At 42.2% G+C, this 16,133-nt stretch carries 15 protein-coding genes and 1 pseudogene; 15 read left to right on the top strand and 1 reads right to left on the bottom strand.

Translation table 11 applies throughout. The features are described from left to right. Positions 1-22 precede the first annotated feature (22 nt). From FC30_RS09150 to rplS, 15 genes are all read left to right on the top strand, one after another. A complete protein-coding gene (locus FC30_RS09150; RefSeq protein ID WP_010688890.1) occupies positions 23-1,714 on the top strand; it encodes a DAK2 domain-containing protein in 1,692 nt (563 codons plus the stop codon). A 67-nt stretch (positions 1,715-1,781) separates the two neighbouring features. Continuing rightward, on the top strand, positions 1,782-3,827 hold the full coding sequence (gene recG, locus FC30_RS09145; protein WP_010688891.1) for an ATP-dependent DNA helicase RecG: 2,046 nt from the start codon (positions 1,782-1,784) through the stop codon (positions 3,825-3,827). Positions 3,828-3,843: 16 nt separating this feature from the next. Beyond that, positions 3,844-4,875, top strand: coding sequence for a phosphate acyltransferase PlsX (plsX, locus tag FC30_RS09140; protein WP_010688892.1), 1,032 nt, complete (start codon positions 3,844-3,846; stop codon positions 4,873-4,875). A 48-nt stretch (positions 4,876-4,923) separates the two neighbouring features. Further along, complete coding sequence (acpP, locus tag FC30_RS09135; protein WP_010688893.1) at positions 4,924-5,166, top strand: acyl carrier protein; 243 nt, start codon at positions 4,924-4,926, stop codon at positions 5,164-5,166. Between the two features lie 80 nt (positions 5,167-5,246). Continuing rightward, positions 5,247-5,942: a ribonuclease III gene (rnc, locus tag FC30_RS09130; RefSeq protein WP_010688894.1), complete on the top strand. Its 696-nt coding sequence runs from the start codon at positions 5,247-5,249 to the stop codon at positions 5,940-5,942. A 25-nt stretch (positions 5,943-5,967) separates the two neighbouring features. After that, on the top strand, positions 5,968-9,507 hold the full coding sequence (gene smc / locus FC30_RS09125) for a chromosome segregation protein SMC (protein WP_010688895.1): 3,540 nt from the start codon (positions 5,968-5,970) through the stop codon (positions 9,505-9,507). Between the two features lie 61 nt (positions 9,508-9,568). Next, a complete protein-coding gene (gene ftsY, locus FC30_RS09120; RefSeq protein WP_010688896.1) occupies positions 9,569-10,912 on the top strand; it encodes a signal recognition particle-docking protein FtsY in 1,344 nt (447 codons plus the stop codon). 9 nt (positions 10,913-10,921) lie between these two features. Beyond that, positions 10,922-11,263, top strand: coding sequence for a putative DNA-binding protein (locus tag FC30_RS09115; protein WP_010688897.1), 342 nt, complete (start codon positions 10,922-10,924; stop codon positions 11,261-11,263). 15 nt (positions 11,264-11,278) lie between these two features. Then, complete coding sequence (gene ffh, locus FC30_RS09110) at positions 11,279-12,706, top strand: signal recognition particle protein (RefSeq protein ID WP_010688898.1); 1,428 nt, start codon at positions 11,279-11,281, stop codon at positions 12,704-12,706. A 126-nt stretch (positions 12,707-12,832) separates the two neighbouring features. Further along, a complete protein-coding gene (rpsP, locus tag FC30_RS09105; protein WP_004047418.1) occupies positions 12,833-13,108 on the top strand; it encodes a 30S ribosomal protein S16 in 276 nt (91 codons plus the stop codon). A 10-nt stretch (positions 13,109-13,118) separates the two neighbouring features. Next, the gene (locus tag FC30_RS09100) at positions 13,119-13,367 is read left to right on the top strand and encodes a KH domain-containing protein (RefSeq protein WP_004047420.1); all 249 of its coding nucleotides are present in this window, start codon (positions 13,119-13,121) and stop codon (positions 13,365-13,367) included. 68 nt (positions 13,368-13,435) lie between these two features. After that, the gene (gene rimM, locus FC30_RS09095; protein ID WP_010688900.1) at positions 13,436-13,951 is read left to right on the top strand and encodes a ribosome maturation factor RimM; all 516 of its coding nucleotides are present in this window, start codon (positions 13,436-13,438) and stop codon (positions 13,949-13,951) included. Next, a complete protein-coding gene (trmD, locus tag FC30_RS09090; protein WP_010688901.1) occupies positions 13,952-14,698 on the top strand; it encodes a tRNA (guanosine(37)-N1)-methyltransferase TrmD in 747 nt (248 codons plus the stop codon). Then, positions 14,691-15,254 carry a GNAT family N-acetyltransferase gene (locus FC30_RS09085; protein WP_010688902.1) on the top strand — a complete coding sequence of 188 codons (564 nt, stop codon included), beginning with the start codon at positions 14,691-14,693 and terminating at the stop codon, positions 15,252-15,254. The genes trmD and FC30_RS09085 overlap by 8 nt, the downstream gene beginning before the upstream one ends. A gap of 117 nt (positions 15,255-15,371) precedes the next feature. Next, positions 15,372-15,725 carry a 50S ribosomal protein L19 gene (gene rplS, locus FC30_RS09080; protein ID WP_004047428.1) on the top strand — a complete coding sequence of 118 codons (354 nt, stop codon included), beginning with the start codon at positions 15,372-15,374 and terminating at the stop codon, positions 15,723-15,725. Positions 15,726-15,839: 114 nt separating this feature from the next. On the opposite strand, the pseudogene FC30_RS09800 reads toward rplS, so the two are convergent. Next, a pseudogene (locus FC30_RS09800) lies at positions 15,840-16,112 on the bottom strand (tyrosine-type recombinase/integrase); the annotation flags it as partial. Positions 16,113-16,133 lie beyond the last annotated feature (21 nt).

Here is a 16,133-nt window from a genome sequence, read left to right as displayed (position 1 = left end):
TAACCAAGGAGGAGTTAGTAACTTGAAAGTGGAGAATATTACTGAAACAGAATTTCGTAAAATGATTCTGGTCAGTTCGAAAAGATTGACTAATAATGCAGAATTTATCAATTCATTGAATGTGTTTCCGGTGCCCGATGGGGATACAGGGACAAATATGAGTCTTTCCTTTGCGAGCGGTGAAAAATATGTTGCCGAGTCAACTTCAAGTAATGTTGGGGAATTAGCTAATGCTTTAGCTAAAGGTCTGTTGATGGGGGCACGTGGTAACTCGGGTGTTATTTTATCCCAAGTTTTCCGTGGCTTTTCAAAAAGTGTTACCCAAAAAGAAACTTTGAGTGCGGCTGATCTGGCTGTAGCCCTTCAAGGTGGGGTCGAAACAGCTTATAAAGCAGTTATGAAACCGCAAGAAGGTACGATCTTGACGGTAGCACGGAAGGCAGCTGAAGCAGCTAAAAAAACGGCTGCCCAAACAGCTGATGTCGTTGAAGTTATGAAAGCGACTTATGAAGCTGCGGAGGCTGCGTTACAAACGACCCCAGATCTTTTACCCGTTTTAAAAGAAGTTGGCGTTGTTGATTCTGGTGGTCAAGGACTAACTTTTGTCTATCAAGGATTTTATAATGCTTTAGCTGGCAATGAACGCCAAGAAGATGAAGTTCATACACCAAGCCCGATCGAAATGGATGAAATGGTCAATGCAGAACACCATAAGAGTGCCCAAAGTCAATTGCATACTGAAGATATTGAATTTGGTTACTGTACTGAGATCATGGTCCGTTTAGGGGCAGGACGCTTAGTCGACAAGGAATTTAACTACGATGAATTCCGGGAACATCTATCTAAGATCGGGGATTCATTACTCGTTATTGCCGACGATGAAGTGGTTAAAGTTCACGTCCACACAGAGAATCCAGGTAAGGTATTATCCTATGGTCAAGAATTTGGTTCTTTGATCAAAGTCAAAGTCGATAACATGCGTTTGCAACATGAAACGATCTTGGAAAAAGATGATGAAATGCCAGCACCTAATATTCCGGCTACCCCAGAAGTTCAAAAAGAATATGGTGTGATCGCGATCGCTTCAGGTGAAGGGATCGCTAATATCTTCAAAAACTTGGGCGTAACGCATATCATCAATGGTGGTCAAACGATGAATCCAAGTACGAAAGATATCGTTGAAGCGATCGAGCAGACCAATGCTAAGAAAGTGATCATCTTACCAAACAATAAGAATATCTTCTTAGCAGCTCAACAAGCAGCTGAAGTAGCTGATGCTCAAGTTGCCGTAGTTTTGAGTAAGACGATCGCCCAAGGTATGAGCGCAATGCTTGGCTTTAATGATGCAGCTTCGATCGAAGAAAATACCGAAGCGATGACTGAAGAAATGGATGCAGTTCTTTCAGGGCAAGTTACGGTCGCGGTACGTGATACAACGATCGAGGGTCGCCCGATCAAGAAAGATGATTATATGGGGATCGTTGATGGTAAGATCGTAGTCACCCAACCAACTTGTGAACAAGCAGCGATCGAGATGGCTAAGGTGATGTTAGATGAAGATAGTGAGATCGTAACGATCATCTATGGTCAAGATGGTTCAGAAGAACAAGCAAACGAAATTGCAGCTCAGCTTGAAGAATTAGATCCTGAGATCGAAATTGAGATCCATGAAGGTGACCAACCAGTTTATCCATACTTGATCTCAGTCGAATAATGCGCGATAAATTCTAACTTCTAGCGAGCATAGAAGTTAGAATTTATTTGTTTGAGGGGGATTATTTATGGCACGAGCCTTGACGGACTCACCTGCAGTGTTGAAAGGCGTGGGTCCTAAAAAATTACAGGCGTTGAACAAATTAGGGATAAATACGATCGAAGACCTGTTGACCTATTACCCATTTCGCTATGAGGATCTGACGGTCAAACAACTAAGCGACGTAGCTGATGGCGAAAAAGTCGTCTTAAAGGGTGTCATCGCTGCACCACCAGTCGTTTCTAATTTTGGCCGGGCTAAAATGCGGTTGAATTTTGGCTTATTGGTCGAAAATGATCTAGTTAAAGTGACCTTTTTTAATCAAGGTTATTTAGCTAAACAATTGAGTACGGGGCAAGAGGTCGCGATCTATGGTAAATATGATCAACGCCGCCAGAGTTTGACTGGGATGAAAGTGATGTATCAGGCTAAAGATGAAGATCTAGCTGGTGTTTACCGGGCTTCAAAGGAGATCACGGCTAAAACGATCAAAGATCTTGTTTCACTAGCCTATGCTGACTACCATGATCTGATATTTGATATCGTCCCCGATAGTTTGCGCCAAAAATTTCGCTTAGAGACACGTGCGCAGATGATCCATGATATGCATTTTCCAGTGACTTTGGCTCAAGGAAAAGCAGCCCGGCGTTCAGCGATCTTTGAAGAGTTTTTTAAATTCCAATTGCGGATCCAACTGCTTAAGCAAAAACACCGTAAGGAAAACGGGATCGTTATCAAATACGACAACGATAAATTGCGTCAATTCATCAAACAGTTACCGTTTGAACTGACAGCGGCCCAAAAACGGGTCGTTAACGAGATCTGTCGGGATCTACACCGGCCGGAACACATGAATCGTCTCTTACAGGGGGATGTGGGTTCAGGAAAAACGGTCGTGGCGGCTTTAGCCATGTATGCTGCTGTTACAGCGGGGTATCAAACGGTCTTGATGGCACCGACTGAGATCTTAGCGCAACAACATGCCCAAAAGTTAGCCCAATTGTTTGAAGGTATACCAGAGGTCAACGTAGCCTTATTGACCAGTAGTGTGACTCGCAATCAAAAGGCTAAGCAGACTTTACTGGATAATTTAGCCAGTGGGGAGATAAACCTATTAGTCGGGACACATGCAGTGATCCAGGACAATGTCAATTTTAAAAAGCTAGGCTTAGTCGTTACTGATGAACAGCATCGCTTTGGTGTTGGTCAGCGTCAAGCTCTACGCCAAAAGGGAGATTCTCCTGATGCCTTAGCGATGACCGCGACTCCGATCCCACGGACATTAGCGATCACGACTTATGGTGAGATGGATGTTTCGATAATTGATGAACTACCTAAGGGCCGGCAAACCATTAAAACAAACTGGTTACGCCAAAAGCAATTTACGCAAGCACTTGACTTTATGGAACAACAGTTGCAAAATGGTTCACAAGCTTATGTGATCTCACCATTGATCGCTGAGTCAGAAATGCTAGATCTTCAAAATGCTACAGAGATCTATGAAAAGTTAAAGGCTCACTATGCAGGACGCTATGAGTTAGGATTGTTACATGGTCAGCTGACGTCCGAACAAAAAGATGAAGTAATGGATCGCTTTAAAGCAGGTGAGCTAGACGTTTTAGTCTCGACTACAGTGATCGAAGTTGGGGTCGATGTCCCTAATGCAACAGTCATGGTGATCTTAGATGCTGACCGCTTTGGTTTAGCGCAGTTGCATCAATTGCGTGGTCGTGTCGGACGGGGCAATAAACAATCATATTGTTTGTTAATAGCTGATCCTAAGAGTGAGTATGGGATCGAAAGAATGAAAACAATGGTCGAAACGACAGATGGCTTTGTGATCGCCCAAAAAGATCTAGAATTACGCGGCCCAGGGGATGTTTTAGGTAAGAAACAATCGGGGCTACCGGATTTTAAGATCGGTAATCCAGTGAGTGATTTCAATATTTTACAAGTAGCACAATTAGAAGTGGCTAAACTTTTAGCCGACGAAAAATTCTGTTATCGTCAGGAAAATACCGGCTTGATGCGCTATTTGAATCAAGAGCTTACTTATTTTACCAGTTTTGACTAAAGAGAGGATGTATGAAATGAAAATTGCGATCGATGCAATGGGGGGCGACAATGCACCCGAAAGTGTTGTTAAGGGTGCGCTCAAAGCACGTGATGAGTTCAGCGACCTAGAACTTGTTTTGTATGGTGATAAGACCGCGATCGAGAAATATATAACTGATCAAACGCGGATCACGATCGTTAACACAACTGAAGTGATCGGGATGAATGATGAACCGGTCCGGGCGATCCGGCGTAAGAAAGATTCGTCTTTGGTCGAGGCAGCTAATGCAGTCAAGGCTAAAGAAGCCGATGCGCTGTTTTCTTGTGGGAACACAGGGGCTCTTTTGACAGCGGGACTTTTACTGGTCGGACGGATCAAGGGGATCACGCGTCCGGGCTTACTATCGACTTTACCTGTTGTTTCAGGACAGGATGGAGCATTCAACTTACTTGATAGTGGGGCTAATGCCGATAGTAAACCAGAGCACCTTTATCAATATGCCCTTTTAGGTACGTATTACGCTAGCAACGTTCGCGGGATCAAAGAACCACGGATCGGACTATTGAACAATGGGACTGAACCGCATAAGGGAAGTAAAGTGACACAAGAAGCTTACCAACTTTTAGCAGCTGATGAAAATTTGAATTTTATCGGAAATGTTGAGTCTAAAGATCTGATGAAAGGTGTCTGTGATGTAGTCGTTGCGGATGGCTTTACAGGTAATGCAGTCTTAAAAGCGATCGAAGGGACGGCTCTAGCTGTAATGAGTTTGTTGAAAGACACGATCGCTAATGCTGGTGCTAAAGGCAAATTAGGTGCACTATTACTAAAAGACGATCTAAAGAGCATTAAGGGTCGCATGGACCAAGCTCAATATGGTGGTGCGGTCTTACTTGGGGTCAAAGCACCGGTCGTTAAAGCGCACGGGTCAAGTGATGATCTGACGGTGTATTACACATTAAAACAGATCAGGACCATGATCAATGAAGAAATGGTGCCTAATTTTACAAAATACTGGCAAGCCCAACAAGCGAAAGAAGCTTTAGATAGCAAAGACGCTGAGTAATATGATATACTTGTTTGCGAAAAACTAGGATAGGTGAGGTTGATATCCATGACAGAAAACGAAATTCTTACAAAGATCACAACAATTATTGAGGATCACTTCGATGTCTCCACTGATAAGGTGACAGAACAAACAAACTTTAAGACTGATCTTGATGCCGATTCGATCGATCTGGTAGAATTTGTTTTGGAATTAGAAGATACTTTTGGTGCTGAAATTTCTGACGAAGATGCCGAACAAATCGTGACAGTTAAAGATGCTGTAGATTATATCGCTTCACATCAAGGATAGAATTATCTTAGACCAGCTGTAACAAAGCTGGTCTTTTTTGCTATAATGGATAATGCATTAATAAAGTGAGGAGAATCATTTTGATAATTGGACTAACACAAATGCTAAAGGATGATTTTGGCATTGATTTTAAAAATACAGCTTTACTTGACGAAGCTTTTACCCATGCTTCTTATGTAAACGAACATCCACGTGAAAAACTAAAATATTATGAACGGATCGAATTTCTAGGCGACGCTGTGATGCAACTTTGCGTCTCAGAATACCTGTTTAAACGCTATCCTACTTTACCAGAAGGAAAACTCTCACGCTTGCGTGCGGCGATGGTCTGTGAAGACAGTTTCAGCAAATTTGCTAAGGAATGCCATTTTGATGAATATATCCGCTTAGGCAAAGGTGAAGAAAAAGCCAATGCACGTAATCGGGCGTCGTTACTTTGCGATATTTTTGAAGCTTTTATCGGGGCATTATACCTTGATCAAGGTAAAGGCGTCGTAGTCAGCTTTATCAGTCGGGTCGTCTTTCCTAAGCTTGATCTGGGCTGGTTTGATCACTATTTAGATCATAAAACTGAACTTCAAGAATTATTGCAACAACATGGGGATTGCAAGATCACTTATGTAAAAGTTGCTGAAAATGGTCCGGATAATGAAAAAGAATACACCATGGCGGTTTATGCTGATGGACAAAAGATCGGTGAAGGAAAAGGAATGTCAAAGAAAGCTGCCGAACAACAAGCGGCTTTCCAAGCATTAAAAGCACTCCAAAAAAATTAGTTTATTTGAAGGGAAGAAATTCAGCATGAAGTTAAAGTCGTTGACTCTAAACGGATTTAAATCCTTTGCTGACAAGACCAAGATCGAATTTCAAGATGGTATGACTGGGATCGTTGGGCCCAATGGGAGTGGTAAAAGTAACATCATCGAAGCTTTACGTTGGGCTTTAGGGGAGCAATCCGCTAAGAGCTTACGCGGGGGAAAAATGCCAGATGTTATTTTTGCTGGTTCTCAAACAAGGGCTCCGCTAAATCATGCCGAAGTTGAATTAGAATTTGATAACTCAGACCATTTTTTAGATCTAAATGCCGATCAAGTTGTGATCTCGCGTAAGATCTACCGAAATGGTGACAGTGATTTTTTGATCAATAATGCTAAAGTCCGTTTGCGTGACATTGTAGAATTGTTCATGGATACTGGCCTGGGTCGGGAATCATTTTCGATCATCTCACAGGGGAAAGTTGAAGCGATCTTTAACAGTAAACCCCAAGATCGGCGTGTCTTGATCGAAGAAGTCGCCGGTGTGGTCAAGTACAAAAAAGAAAAGCAAAAAGCGCAACAAGAGCTAGCTGAAACTACAGATCACCTAGATCGGGTAGCAGATATTATTACTGAATTACGGCAACAAAGAGAACCACTAAAAGAACAAGCAAGTATTGCTAAGGACTATGTGGCTCAAAAAGAAGAGTTTGATCATTATGAAAAAAGTCGGCTAGTCTTAGAGATCGAGCAACGTGCCAAAACTAAAGCACAGATCGAAACAAAACTTTCTGAGATCGAAAAATTGCTAGCGACTCACACGAAGTACGCTGAGCTCCAAGAGCAAAAATCGCAACAATTAGCCGATAAGCAAGCAAAATTAGAAGCAAAATTAGATGAAGATCAAAGAGAATTCAACCTTTTGACGGGACAACGTGAGAAGCTGATCGGACGTCAAGATATCTCAAAGCATGATGATGATCTCTTTAAAGAACGCCTCGCTGAGTTCAATGAAAATATCAAGCGCGATGAAAGTTTGGTTGCGCAATTACAAGCACAAGTTGATGATCTGACAACACAGCAAGCCAAAGCAGCTTCCTTACAAGATAAGTATACTAAGCAGATCCAGGATATCCAGGCGGCATTAGTCGATGATCCTGAGACTTTGGCTGATCAGATCGAAAAGCTACGGCAAGACCTGATCGATCTGATGCAGGCACAAGTTTCGGCTAAAAATGAATTAGCCTATTTAGAACAGGAAAACAAACGCAATTCAGATCAAAAGCAAGCTGACAAAAAGCGGATCACAAGTGCTAAAGAACAGTTGGCCACGCTCAAAGAAAAACAGGCAAAGGCAAGTAAACAAGCGGCTGAAGCTAAAGCGGCTCATGCTAAACTTCAAGCAACAGTGAACGAACTTCAAACACAACAAACGACCGCTCAGCGTTTGCGCGAAGACCAACAAAGACGCTGGCTCAAGGCAAGTGAGATCTTGCAAAAGGCGCGTGCGCAGCATGAATCACTGCAAAATATTGCAGCTAATTATGCCGGCTATTATCACGGGGTCAAAGCGATCTTACAAGCAGATCTGACTGGTGTAGTAGGTTCGGTAGCTCAACGGCTTAAGGTCCCAGCTAAAGTAGCTAAAGCAATCGATGTGGCATTAGGTGCACAATTACAAAATGTGATCGTGACCGATGATAAAAGTGCAAAAGCGGCAATCAATTATCTGACGAAGCAAAAAGCTGGGCGGGCGACATTCTTGCCCCGTACGACTGTCAAACCACGCTTTTTAGCCCAAGGTCACTTACAGACGGTCAAGCAACAAGCAGGTGTTGTCGGGCTGGCCAAAGATCTGGTCCAGTACGATCCTTTGGATAAACCTGTTGTCGAACATTTATTAGGAGCGATCGTGATCGCCCAAGACCTAGATGCAGCTACTAAGCTTGCTGTAAAGCTCAATTATAGTGTCAAGATCGTAACTTTAGCGGGTGAAGTTATCAATGCTGGCGGCTCGATGACTGGGGGACAAGATAGAAAGCAACGAACTGGTCTGTTAGAACAACAGCAACAAGTTGAAAAACTGGCAGCTGATATTACTGTGATGGAACAAAAACTATCGCAGATCGAATTTGAAGGTGGCCAGACTAAAGAAAAAGTTGAACAACTAGTCCAAGAGCTAGAAGAAATGAAGCCAAGTGAACAACAGGCATTAGAAGAACAACAACAAGCACTCAAGGCTTTGGAACGCTGTGAGCTTGAAGTCGAACATCAAGCTAAGCAAGTTGAACAGTTAGAAGTAATAGCTAGCATGAGTGAGGCTGATCAAAGTCAGTATGAAAGTAAACGTCAAGCTTTGGTCGAGCAACAGGCAACGTTGGCAAAAGATATCGAAGCCAAGCAAAATGAGATCAAATTGCGAGTCGCTTTACAAAAAGATACCAGTGCGACACAAGCAAAACAGCAAGAGTCTTTAAATGAACTCAAGCAAAAAGAAGCGATCGCCAAAGAAAGAGCGCAGTTGCTACAAGTTCAAGTCAAAGAAAGCCAAGTGCAATTAGACCAAACACATGCCCGGATCACTAAAGTACAAGCTAAGATCACTGAGATCAAAGAAAATCAAAAACAAAATCAGGTGCGCGACACCGATATCGAAGCTAAACGCCAAGATGTCGAACAGCGTTATGAAGAGCTTGAGCAAGCGATCGCAGATCAAAAACAAAAACGTCAAGATCTAGCGGTACGCCTTAAAAATGCCCAACAAGAATTGAAACGGGCAAATGAATTGCGTCAGGCTAGCCTGGATGAAAAGAGCGAGATCAAGGCACAACTGGGGAGTTGCAAAGCAGATCTAGCACGTGATCTAGATGAATTAGCTCAAAACTATGGCTTGAGTTATGAAATGGCTAAACAAGAAAACCAAGCAACAGATCTAGAATTTGTCAAAAATAAAGTCCATCTTTTGAAATTAGGGATCGAAGAGCTAGGTGAAGTCAATTTAGGGGCGATCAGTGAATTTGAACGGATCAATACGCGTTATGAATTCTTGACGCAACAACAAGCCGATCTGTTAGAGGCAAAAGCGCAATTAGTCCAAAGTATGGATGAAATGGATACTGAAGCCAAAAGTCGTTTTAAACAAGCTTTTGATGAAGTTGCAGCTGCCTTTTCTGAGATCTTTCCGCAGGTCTTTGAAGGAGGAAAGGCGCTACTTAGTTTGACTGATCCAGCCGATCTCTTGACCACTGGTGTCGAGATCATGGCTCAGCCACCAGGTAAGAAATTCCAGCATTTAAATCTACTTTCAGGTGGGGAACGGGCTTTGACTGCGATCGTATTATTGTTTGCGATCTTAAAGGTCCGCCCAGTACCTTTTGTAGTTTTGGATGAGGCTGAAGCTGCTTTGGATGATGCTAATGTTATCCGTTATTCACGCTATCTCCAACGGTTCAATGCCCAGACGCAATTTATCGTGATCACCCACCGTAAAGGGACGATGATGAACGCCGATGTCTTATATGGGGTCACGATGCAAGAATCTGGGGTCTCAAAGATGGTCTCGGTATCGTTGGATGAATTAGCATAGTGTTTTGGAAAATGCAAATGAATTTGATAAAATAAAACAAAATAAGAAATGAGGGATGGGCATGGGCCTTTTTGATCGATTAAGACGAGCCTTTTCGGGTGAACCTGAAGAAGAGCCAAAAAAAGAAGACGAAATTGTTTCGACCTCAGAAGAAGAAAGCTCAGAACCTGAGGAAACTGCGACTGATGAAACGACAACTGTTACACCAGAAGAAGATCAGTCTGAAGTAACAGAAACAAAAACTGATGAAGCAAAAGCGACTGAACCAGTCGATAAGGAAACTGAAGTGACTGAAGAAGTGGTCGAAACACCAGAAGAAGTAGAAGTCACAAAAGAAATTGAAGTAATATCAGAAAATGAAGAAGAAGTCGAAGAAGAGTCATTAGAACAACAAAGTGCTGAGTTAGAAGAAACTAAAGTGGCACCTAAGGAACCTGAAACAGAGACGACACCTTCTGAAACCGTGCGTTATGACAAAGGTTTGGCTAAGTCGCGTAAGGGATTTGGTGCTAAATTAAATGCTTTATTGGCTAATTTTAGACGAGTAGATGAGGATTTCTTTGAAGAACTCGAAGAAACTTTGATCGAAGCTGACGTTGGCTTTGAGACGGCGATGAAAATCAGTGATGAATTGCAAGATGAAGTAAAATTGCGTAATGCTAAAAGTCGCTCCGATGTCTCTGATGCGATCATCGAGCGTTTAGTCGACATCTATGAAAGTGAAGGCGTTGATGAAGACAATAGTTTACATTTTGCTAAGGACCCAGATGAACCGACCGTGTTCTTATTTGTTGGGGTCAATGGTGTAGGTAAAACGACAACGATCGGTAAATTAGCTCACCGTTACCAACAAGCTGGTAAAAAAGTGTTGTTAGCCGCGGGTGATACTTTCCGAGCAGGTGCGATCGAGCAGCTAGCTGAATGGGGCCGACGTGTTGGAGTCGATGTAGTTACTAAGCCAGAAAAAAGCGATCCAGCAGCTGTTGTTTACGATGCTGTGATCAAGGCTAAAAAAGAAAACTATGATATCTTATTGGTCGATACAGCTGGACGTTTGCAAAATAAAGTCAACTTGATGAACGAGTTGGATAAGATCAAGCGTGTCATTACGCGTGAATTGCCCGAAGCACCGCAAGAAGTATTATTGGCTTTAGATGCTACAACAGGTCAAAATGCCTTGACGCAAGCTAAACAATTTAAAGAAGTTACCGACGTTACCGGGATCGTCTTGACTAAGTTAGATGGGACTGCACGTGGGGGGATCGTGTTAGCGATCAGAAATGAACTTCATTTACCAGTGAAATTAGTTGGTCTAGGCGAAAAAATGGACGATCTCCGCGACTTTTCACCTGAAGAATTTGTCTATGGCTTATTCAAAGGCCTAGTTACACCTAAGAAAGATTAAGGTAAGAAAATGGCAATTGAAAAAACCAATCGGATAAATGCTTTGTTTGAATTCTATGAGCCTTTGCTGACTAAAAAGCAGATGAATTACATTGCTTTATATTACCGGGACGATTTTTCGTTAGGTGAGATCGCCGAAAACTATGAAGTTTCACGGCAAGCAGTCTATGATAACATCAAGCGGACCGAAAAAATTTTAGAAGAATATGAGCAGAAACTGCATCTGTATCGTGATTTTTTACAACAAAGCGAAAAAACGGATGAACTTTTAGCTTATGTGACTGAAAAATATCCGACCGATGAGAAATTATTAGCATTGGTCGAAAAATTAGAAATTTTAGAAGAAAAATGAAAGTTGGTGCACTAAATGGCATTTGAAGGATTAACAGAACGTCTCCAAAATGCGATCGGAAAATTACGGCGTAAGGGTAAGGTCAGCGAATCCGACGTCAAAGAGGTAATGCGCGAGATCCGTTTAGCCTTGTTGGAATCTGACGTTAACTTTAAAGTAGTCAAAGACTTTGTGAAGACCGTGCGTACTCGAGCTGTAGGTGCTGAGGTGCTAGAAAGCTTGACGCCAGCACAACAGATCGTCAAGATCGTTAATGAAGAATTAGTCAAGGTGATGGGGGAAGAAGCCACACCATTGAATAAGTCACCTAAGATCCCGACAGTCATTATGATGGTCGGGCTACAAGGTGCCGGTAAAACAACAACAGCAGGGAAAATGGCTAAGCGCCTAAAAGACGAACAAAATGCACGTCCATTGATGATCGCGGCTGACGTTTATCGCCCAGCTGCGGTCGACCAATTGAAGACGATTGGGCGTGAATTAGATGTCCCAGTCTTTGAAATGGGAACCGATGTCGATCCCGTTCAGATCGTTAAGCAAGGGATGGAACTAGCCAAGGAAAAGAAAAATGACTATGTGATCATCGATACGGCTGGTCGTTTACAGATCGATGAACGATTGATGGATGAGTTAGTCAATATCAAAGAATTGGCCCAACCAAATGAGATCTTGCTGACAGTTGATGCGATGACCGGGCAAAATGCCGTGGAAGTCGCCCAAGGTTTTAACGATCAATTGGATGTAACGGGGGTCGTCTTAACGAAATTAGATGGCGATACTCGTGGTGGGGCTGCGCTTTCGATCCGTGCGGTGACAGGTAAACCGATCAAATTTATCGGGCAAGGTGAAAAAATGACGGCCTTAGACGTCTTTTACCCTGATCGAATGGCATCACGTATCTTAGGGATGGGTGATATGCTCACATTGATCGAAAAAGCTCAAAAGGACTTTGATGAGAAAAAAGCCGAAGAACTCGCCGATAAAATGCGGGAAAACAGCTTTGATTTCAATGACTTTTTAGATCAATTAGAACAAGTTCAAAATATGGGACCGATCGAAGATATCATGAAGATGATCCCAGGGATGGCCAATAATCCAGCCCTAAAAAATATTAAGGTCGATCCTAAAGATATGGAGCATACCAAGGCGATCGTTTACTCAATGACACCACAAGAACGGGAAGATCCAGATCTTTTGAATCCAAGTCGCAGACGCCGGATCGCAGCTGGTTCAGGACGTCCGATCCAAGAAGTGAACCGAATGATCAAGCAATTTAAACAAATGCGTGATATGATGCAAAAGATGTCTAAGGGGAATTTCAGTGGGATGGAAGGTCTCTTAGGTGATGGTATCAGTGGTAAATTAGCTAAGATGTCCATGAATCGCATGGTACGTAAAAATAAAAAACGTAAATTACAACGTTTGCGTAAGCGGCGCAAATAGGCGGTAAATCAAGGTTTTTCATTAAATTAGAAAAATTTTTTATAACTGTCAAGAATTTTCCCTTTACAGCAGACCAAATTACTGGTATATTATTTATCGTTGATAAGATATTAGGAGGTGTAATGCATGTCAGTAAAAATTCGTTTAAAGCGTATGGGTTCTAAGAAGCGCCCATTCTATCGTATCGTTGTAGCAGATTCACGTTCTCCACGTGATGGCCGTTTCATCGAAACAGTGGGTACATACAACCCATTGACACAACCAGAACAAGTTACACTTAAAGAAGAAGCTATCATGGGCTGGTTGAATAACGGTGCTCAACCATCAGATACAGTTCGTAACATCCTTTCAAAAGAAGGCGTTATGAAGAAATTCCACGAAGCTAAGTACTCCAAGAAATAAGGTTAGGTAAATGACAGAAGCAGATGTGAAACAATTGATCTTATCGATTGTCAAACCATTGGTGTCTGAACCTGAGGCGATTGCGATTACAACTGCCCAGGATGCACATTTTCTGAATTTTAACTTATCTGTAGCGCCTGAAGATGTCGGGCGTGTGATTGGAAAACATGGTCGGGTAGCTCAAGCGATCCGGACTATCGTTTATAGCATTCGTATTGACGGACCTTTGCGTGTTCGTTTAAATATTGTAGATGATTAATCAAACCTCTGTCTGAAACCTAGTTTCTTCAGAGGTTTTTTTAATAGCAAATACGAGGAGGGTTTTAAATGGAATTTTATCAAGTTGGGAAAATCGTTAATACTCACGGGATCTGTGGGGAAGTCAAGGTGATCGCAACGACTGATTTTCCAGAAGAGCGTTTTAAGCCAGGTAATAAATTATATGCTTTTAAGCAAAATGCAAGCACGGGAACGGAATTAACGATCCAAAAGAGTCGCCGCCATAAGCAATTTATCATGTTAGCGTTTGAAGGCTACGATAACATCAATTTAGTTGAAAAATTCAAGGGTGATGATCTAAAGGTTTCGGCTGATCAACAAGAAGAACTTGAAGATGGTTCATATTACTATCATCAGATCATCGGTTTAGATGTTGTAGATGAAAATGGCAACTCACTTGGGGAGATCAAGGAGATCTTATCGCCTGGTGCTAATGATGTCTGGGTCGTCAAACGTAAACAAAAAAATGATCTCTTACTGCCAGTGATCGATGAGGTGATCAAAGATGTCGATCTAGCTGCTGGTAAAGTACATGTTGAACTCTTAGAGGGATTGGATGACTAGATGAAGATAGATATTTTAAGTTTATTTCCCGAAATGTTCAAGGGACCATTGACGCAATCGATCGTGGGCAAAGCGATCGAAAAGCAACTCCTTGATGTCGAAGTGACCGATTTTCGTGACTATACGACTAATAAGCAACGTCATGTTGATGATACACCTTATGGAGGTGGCGCTGGCATGTTGTTACAAGCTCAACCAATCTATGATGCTTTAGATGCGATCGCTGCTAAAAATGATGGCTTAGGCAAAGTCATCTTATTAGATCCAGCTGGACGTAAATTTGATCAAAAAGTTGCCGAAGAATTATCGCAAGAAAAACATTTGACCTTTATTTGTGGCCATTATGAAGGCTATGATGAACGGATCAGAGAACGCGTGACAGATGAGATCTCATTAGGGGATTTTGTCTTGACTGGTGGTGAATTAGGTGCGATGGTCGTGATCGATGCGACGGTACGTTTATTGCCTGATGTTTTGGGTAACCGTGAGTCGGCTTTAGGTGATTCATTTTCGATGGGCTTACTTGAATATCCACAATACACCCGTCCAGCCGATTTTAGAGGAATGAAAGTGCCTGAAGTACTAACAAGTGGTAACCACCAAAAGATCGCGGAATGGCGCAATAAGGAAGCTTTACGTCGGACTTATGAGCGCCGGCCTGACCTTCTAGAAAATTACGAGCTTTCTGCTCAAGAGGAAAAATGGCTACGGGAGTTTAAAACACTTGAGGTAAATGACGATGAGTGAAGTCGTGATCAGACCGGTCCAAAAAGCTGATGCTGAGGCTTTGCGCCAGATCTATGCTTATTATGTTGAAAAGACAGCAATCACGTTTGAATATAAAGTTCCGACTTTAGCCGAATTTACTGAACGGATCGAAAAGACTACGGCGATGTATCCTTATTTAGTAGCGGTAAAAGATGATATCGTAGTTGGATTTGCTTATGCAGCTTCTTTCAATCACCGAGAAGCGTACAAATGGGCCGTTGAAGTCACAGTCTACTTGGACCATGCTAGTCGAGGTGGTGGCATTGGCAAAAAGCTCTATCAGGCGTTAGAAAAAGCTCTTAAACGACAAGGGATCCAAAATATCAACGCATGTATCAGTGTTCCTGCGACTGAGGAGCAAGAGCATGTTGATTATGCCAGCATGCATTTTCATGAGCATTTAGGGTATCGGCTGGTCGGCCGTTTCCATAGCTGTGGCTACAAATTTGATACTTGGTATGATATGGTTTGGATGGAAAAGTTTATCGGGACTCATCCAGTGCCAGCACCACCATTAGCTAAACCAAATTTTTAAAATTGATGTTTACATTCAATTTTGAGTATGTTAAGATATTTATTGGCTATTTGCCGACGATTAACGATATTCCGCTGTATCTGGACATGAATGTCGAGGAAAAGGAGAACATATATAATGTCAGTAAACCCATTGATCCAAAAGATTACGGAATCTCAATTACGTAATGATATTCCAGAATTCCGCGCTGGTGATACAGTGCGTGTTCACGCTCGTATCGTTGAAGGTAAGCGTGAACGTATCCAAATCTTCGAAGGCGTTGTTATCAAACGTCGTGGCGAAGGTATCTCAGAAACTTACACAGTTCGTAAAATCAGTAATGGTGTAGGTGTTGAACGTACATTCCCATTGCACACACCACGTGTTGACAAGATCGAAGTTGTACGTTACGGTCGTGTACGCCGTGCTAAGTTGTACTACTTACGTGCATTACAAGGTAAGGCTGCTCGTATCCCAGAACGCCGCCGTTAATAAAAACGTCGAAACCCTTGAGTTTTCAAGGGTTTTTTTATTTGCAAAAAATTAGATGAGGCTAATTTGATCTAAAAAAATACCCTTTGGGGGGACAAATGGGAGAAAACTTTTTTAAAGCTCGTCCAATTTTGAATTCAATTGTTTCTTAGCCTGTTCTGTGACATGAAGATAAATCGTCTGTGTTATTTTGCTTGATTCATGACCAACACGATTCTAGATCACATATAGTGGCACACCTAGCTCTGCGAGTTTGGAAATATGCGTATGCCTAAAAATATGCGATGATACTAGGTTGCGCATTCCGGCAGCGGTTTTAGTTTGATCCGATTTGTATTGATTTGAAATGGCTATATTTTTATATTCTAGCGTTTCTGTGACACTGACGATAATTTTTCTCCCTTTTCT

The sequence above is a fragment of the Ligilactobacillus animalis KCTC 3501 = DSM 20602 genome (assembly GCF_001434535.1).
GTDB lineage: Bacteria > Bacillota > Bacilli > Lactobacillales > Lactobacillaceae > Ligilactobacillus > Ligilactobacillus animalis.
The sequence above is the reverse complement of the archived record's forward strand: the minus strand, read 5'-3'. Positions and strand labels throughout refer to the sequence as shown.

Bases quoted from the DNA above. Each gene is read 5' to 3' on its own strand.
- smc (WP_010688895.1), top strand. From the start codon at position 5,968: ATGAAGTTAAAGTCGTTGACTCTAAACGGATTTAAATCCTTTGCTGAC.
- ftsY (WP_010688896.1), top strand. From the start codon at position 9,569: ATGGGCCTTTTTGATCGATTAAGACGAGCCTTTTCGGGTGAACCTGAA.
- rpsP (WP_004047418.1), top strand. From the start codon at position 12,833: ATGTCAGTAAAAATTCGTTTAAAGCGTATGGGTTCTAAGAAGCGCCCA.
- acpP (WP_010688893.1), top strand. From the start codon at position 4,924: ATGACAGAAAACGAAATTCTTACAAAGATCACAACAATTATTGAGGAT.
- recG (WP_010688891.1), top strand. From the start codon at position 1,782: ATGGCACGAGCCTTGACGGACTCACCTGCAGTGTTGAAAGGCGTGGGT.
- FC30_RS09115 (WP_010688897.1), top strand. From the start codon at position 10,922: ATGGCAATTGAAAAAACCAATCGGATAAATGCTTTGTTTGAATTCTAT.
- ffh (WP_010688898.1), top strand. From the start codon at position 11,279: ATGGCATTTGAAGGATTAACAGAACGTCTCCAAAATGCGATCGGAAAA.
- trmD (WP_010688901.1), top strand. From the start codon at position 13,952: ATGAAGATAGATATTTTAAGTTTATTTCCCGAAATGTTCAAGGGACCA.
- rplS (WP_004047428.1), top strand. From the start codon at position 15,372: ATGTCAGTAAACCCATTGATCCAAAAGATTACGGAATCTCAATTACGT.
- rimM (WP_010688900.1), top strand. From the start codon at position 13,436: ATGGAATTTTATCAAGTTGGGAAAATCGTTAATACTCACGGGATCTGT.
- FC30_RS09085 (WP_010688902.1), top strand. From the start codon at position 14,691: ATGAGTGAAGTCGTGATCAGACCGGTCCAAAAAGCTGATGCTGAGGCT.
- plsX (WP_010688892.1), top strand. From the start codon at position 3,844: ATGAAAATTGCGATCGATGCAATGGGGGGCGACAATGCACCCGAAAGT.
- FC30_RS09100 (WP_004047420.1), top strand. From the start codon at position 13,119: ATGACAGAAGCAGATGTGAAACAATTGATCTTATCGATTGTCAAACCA.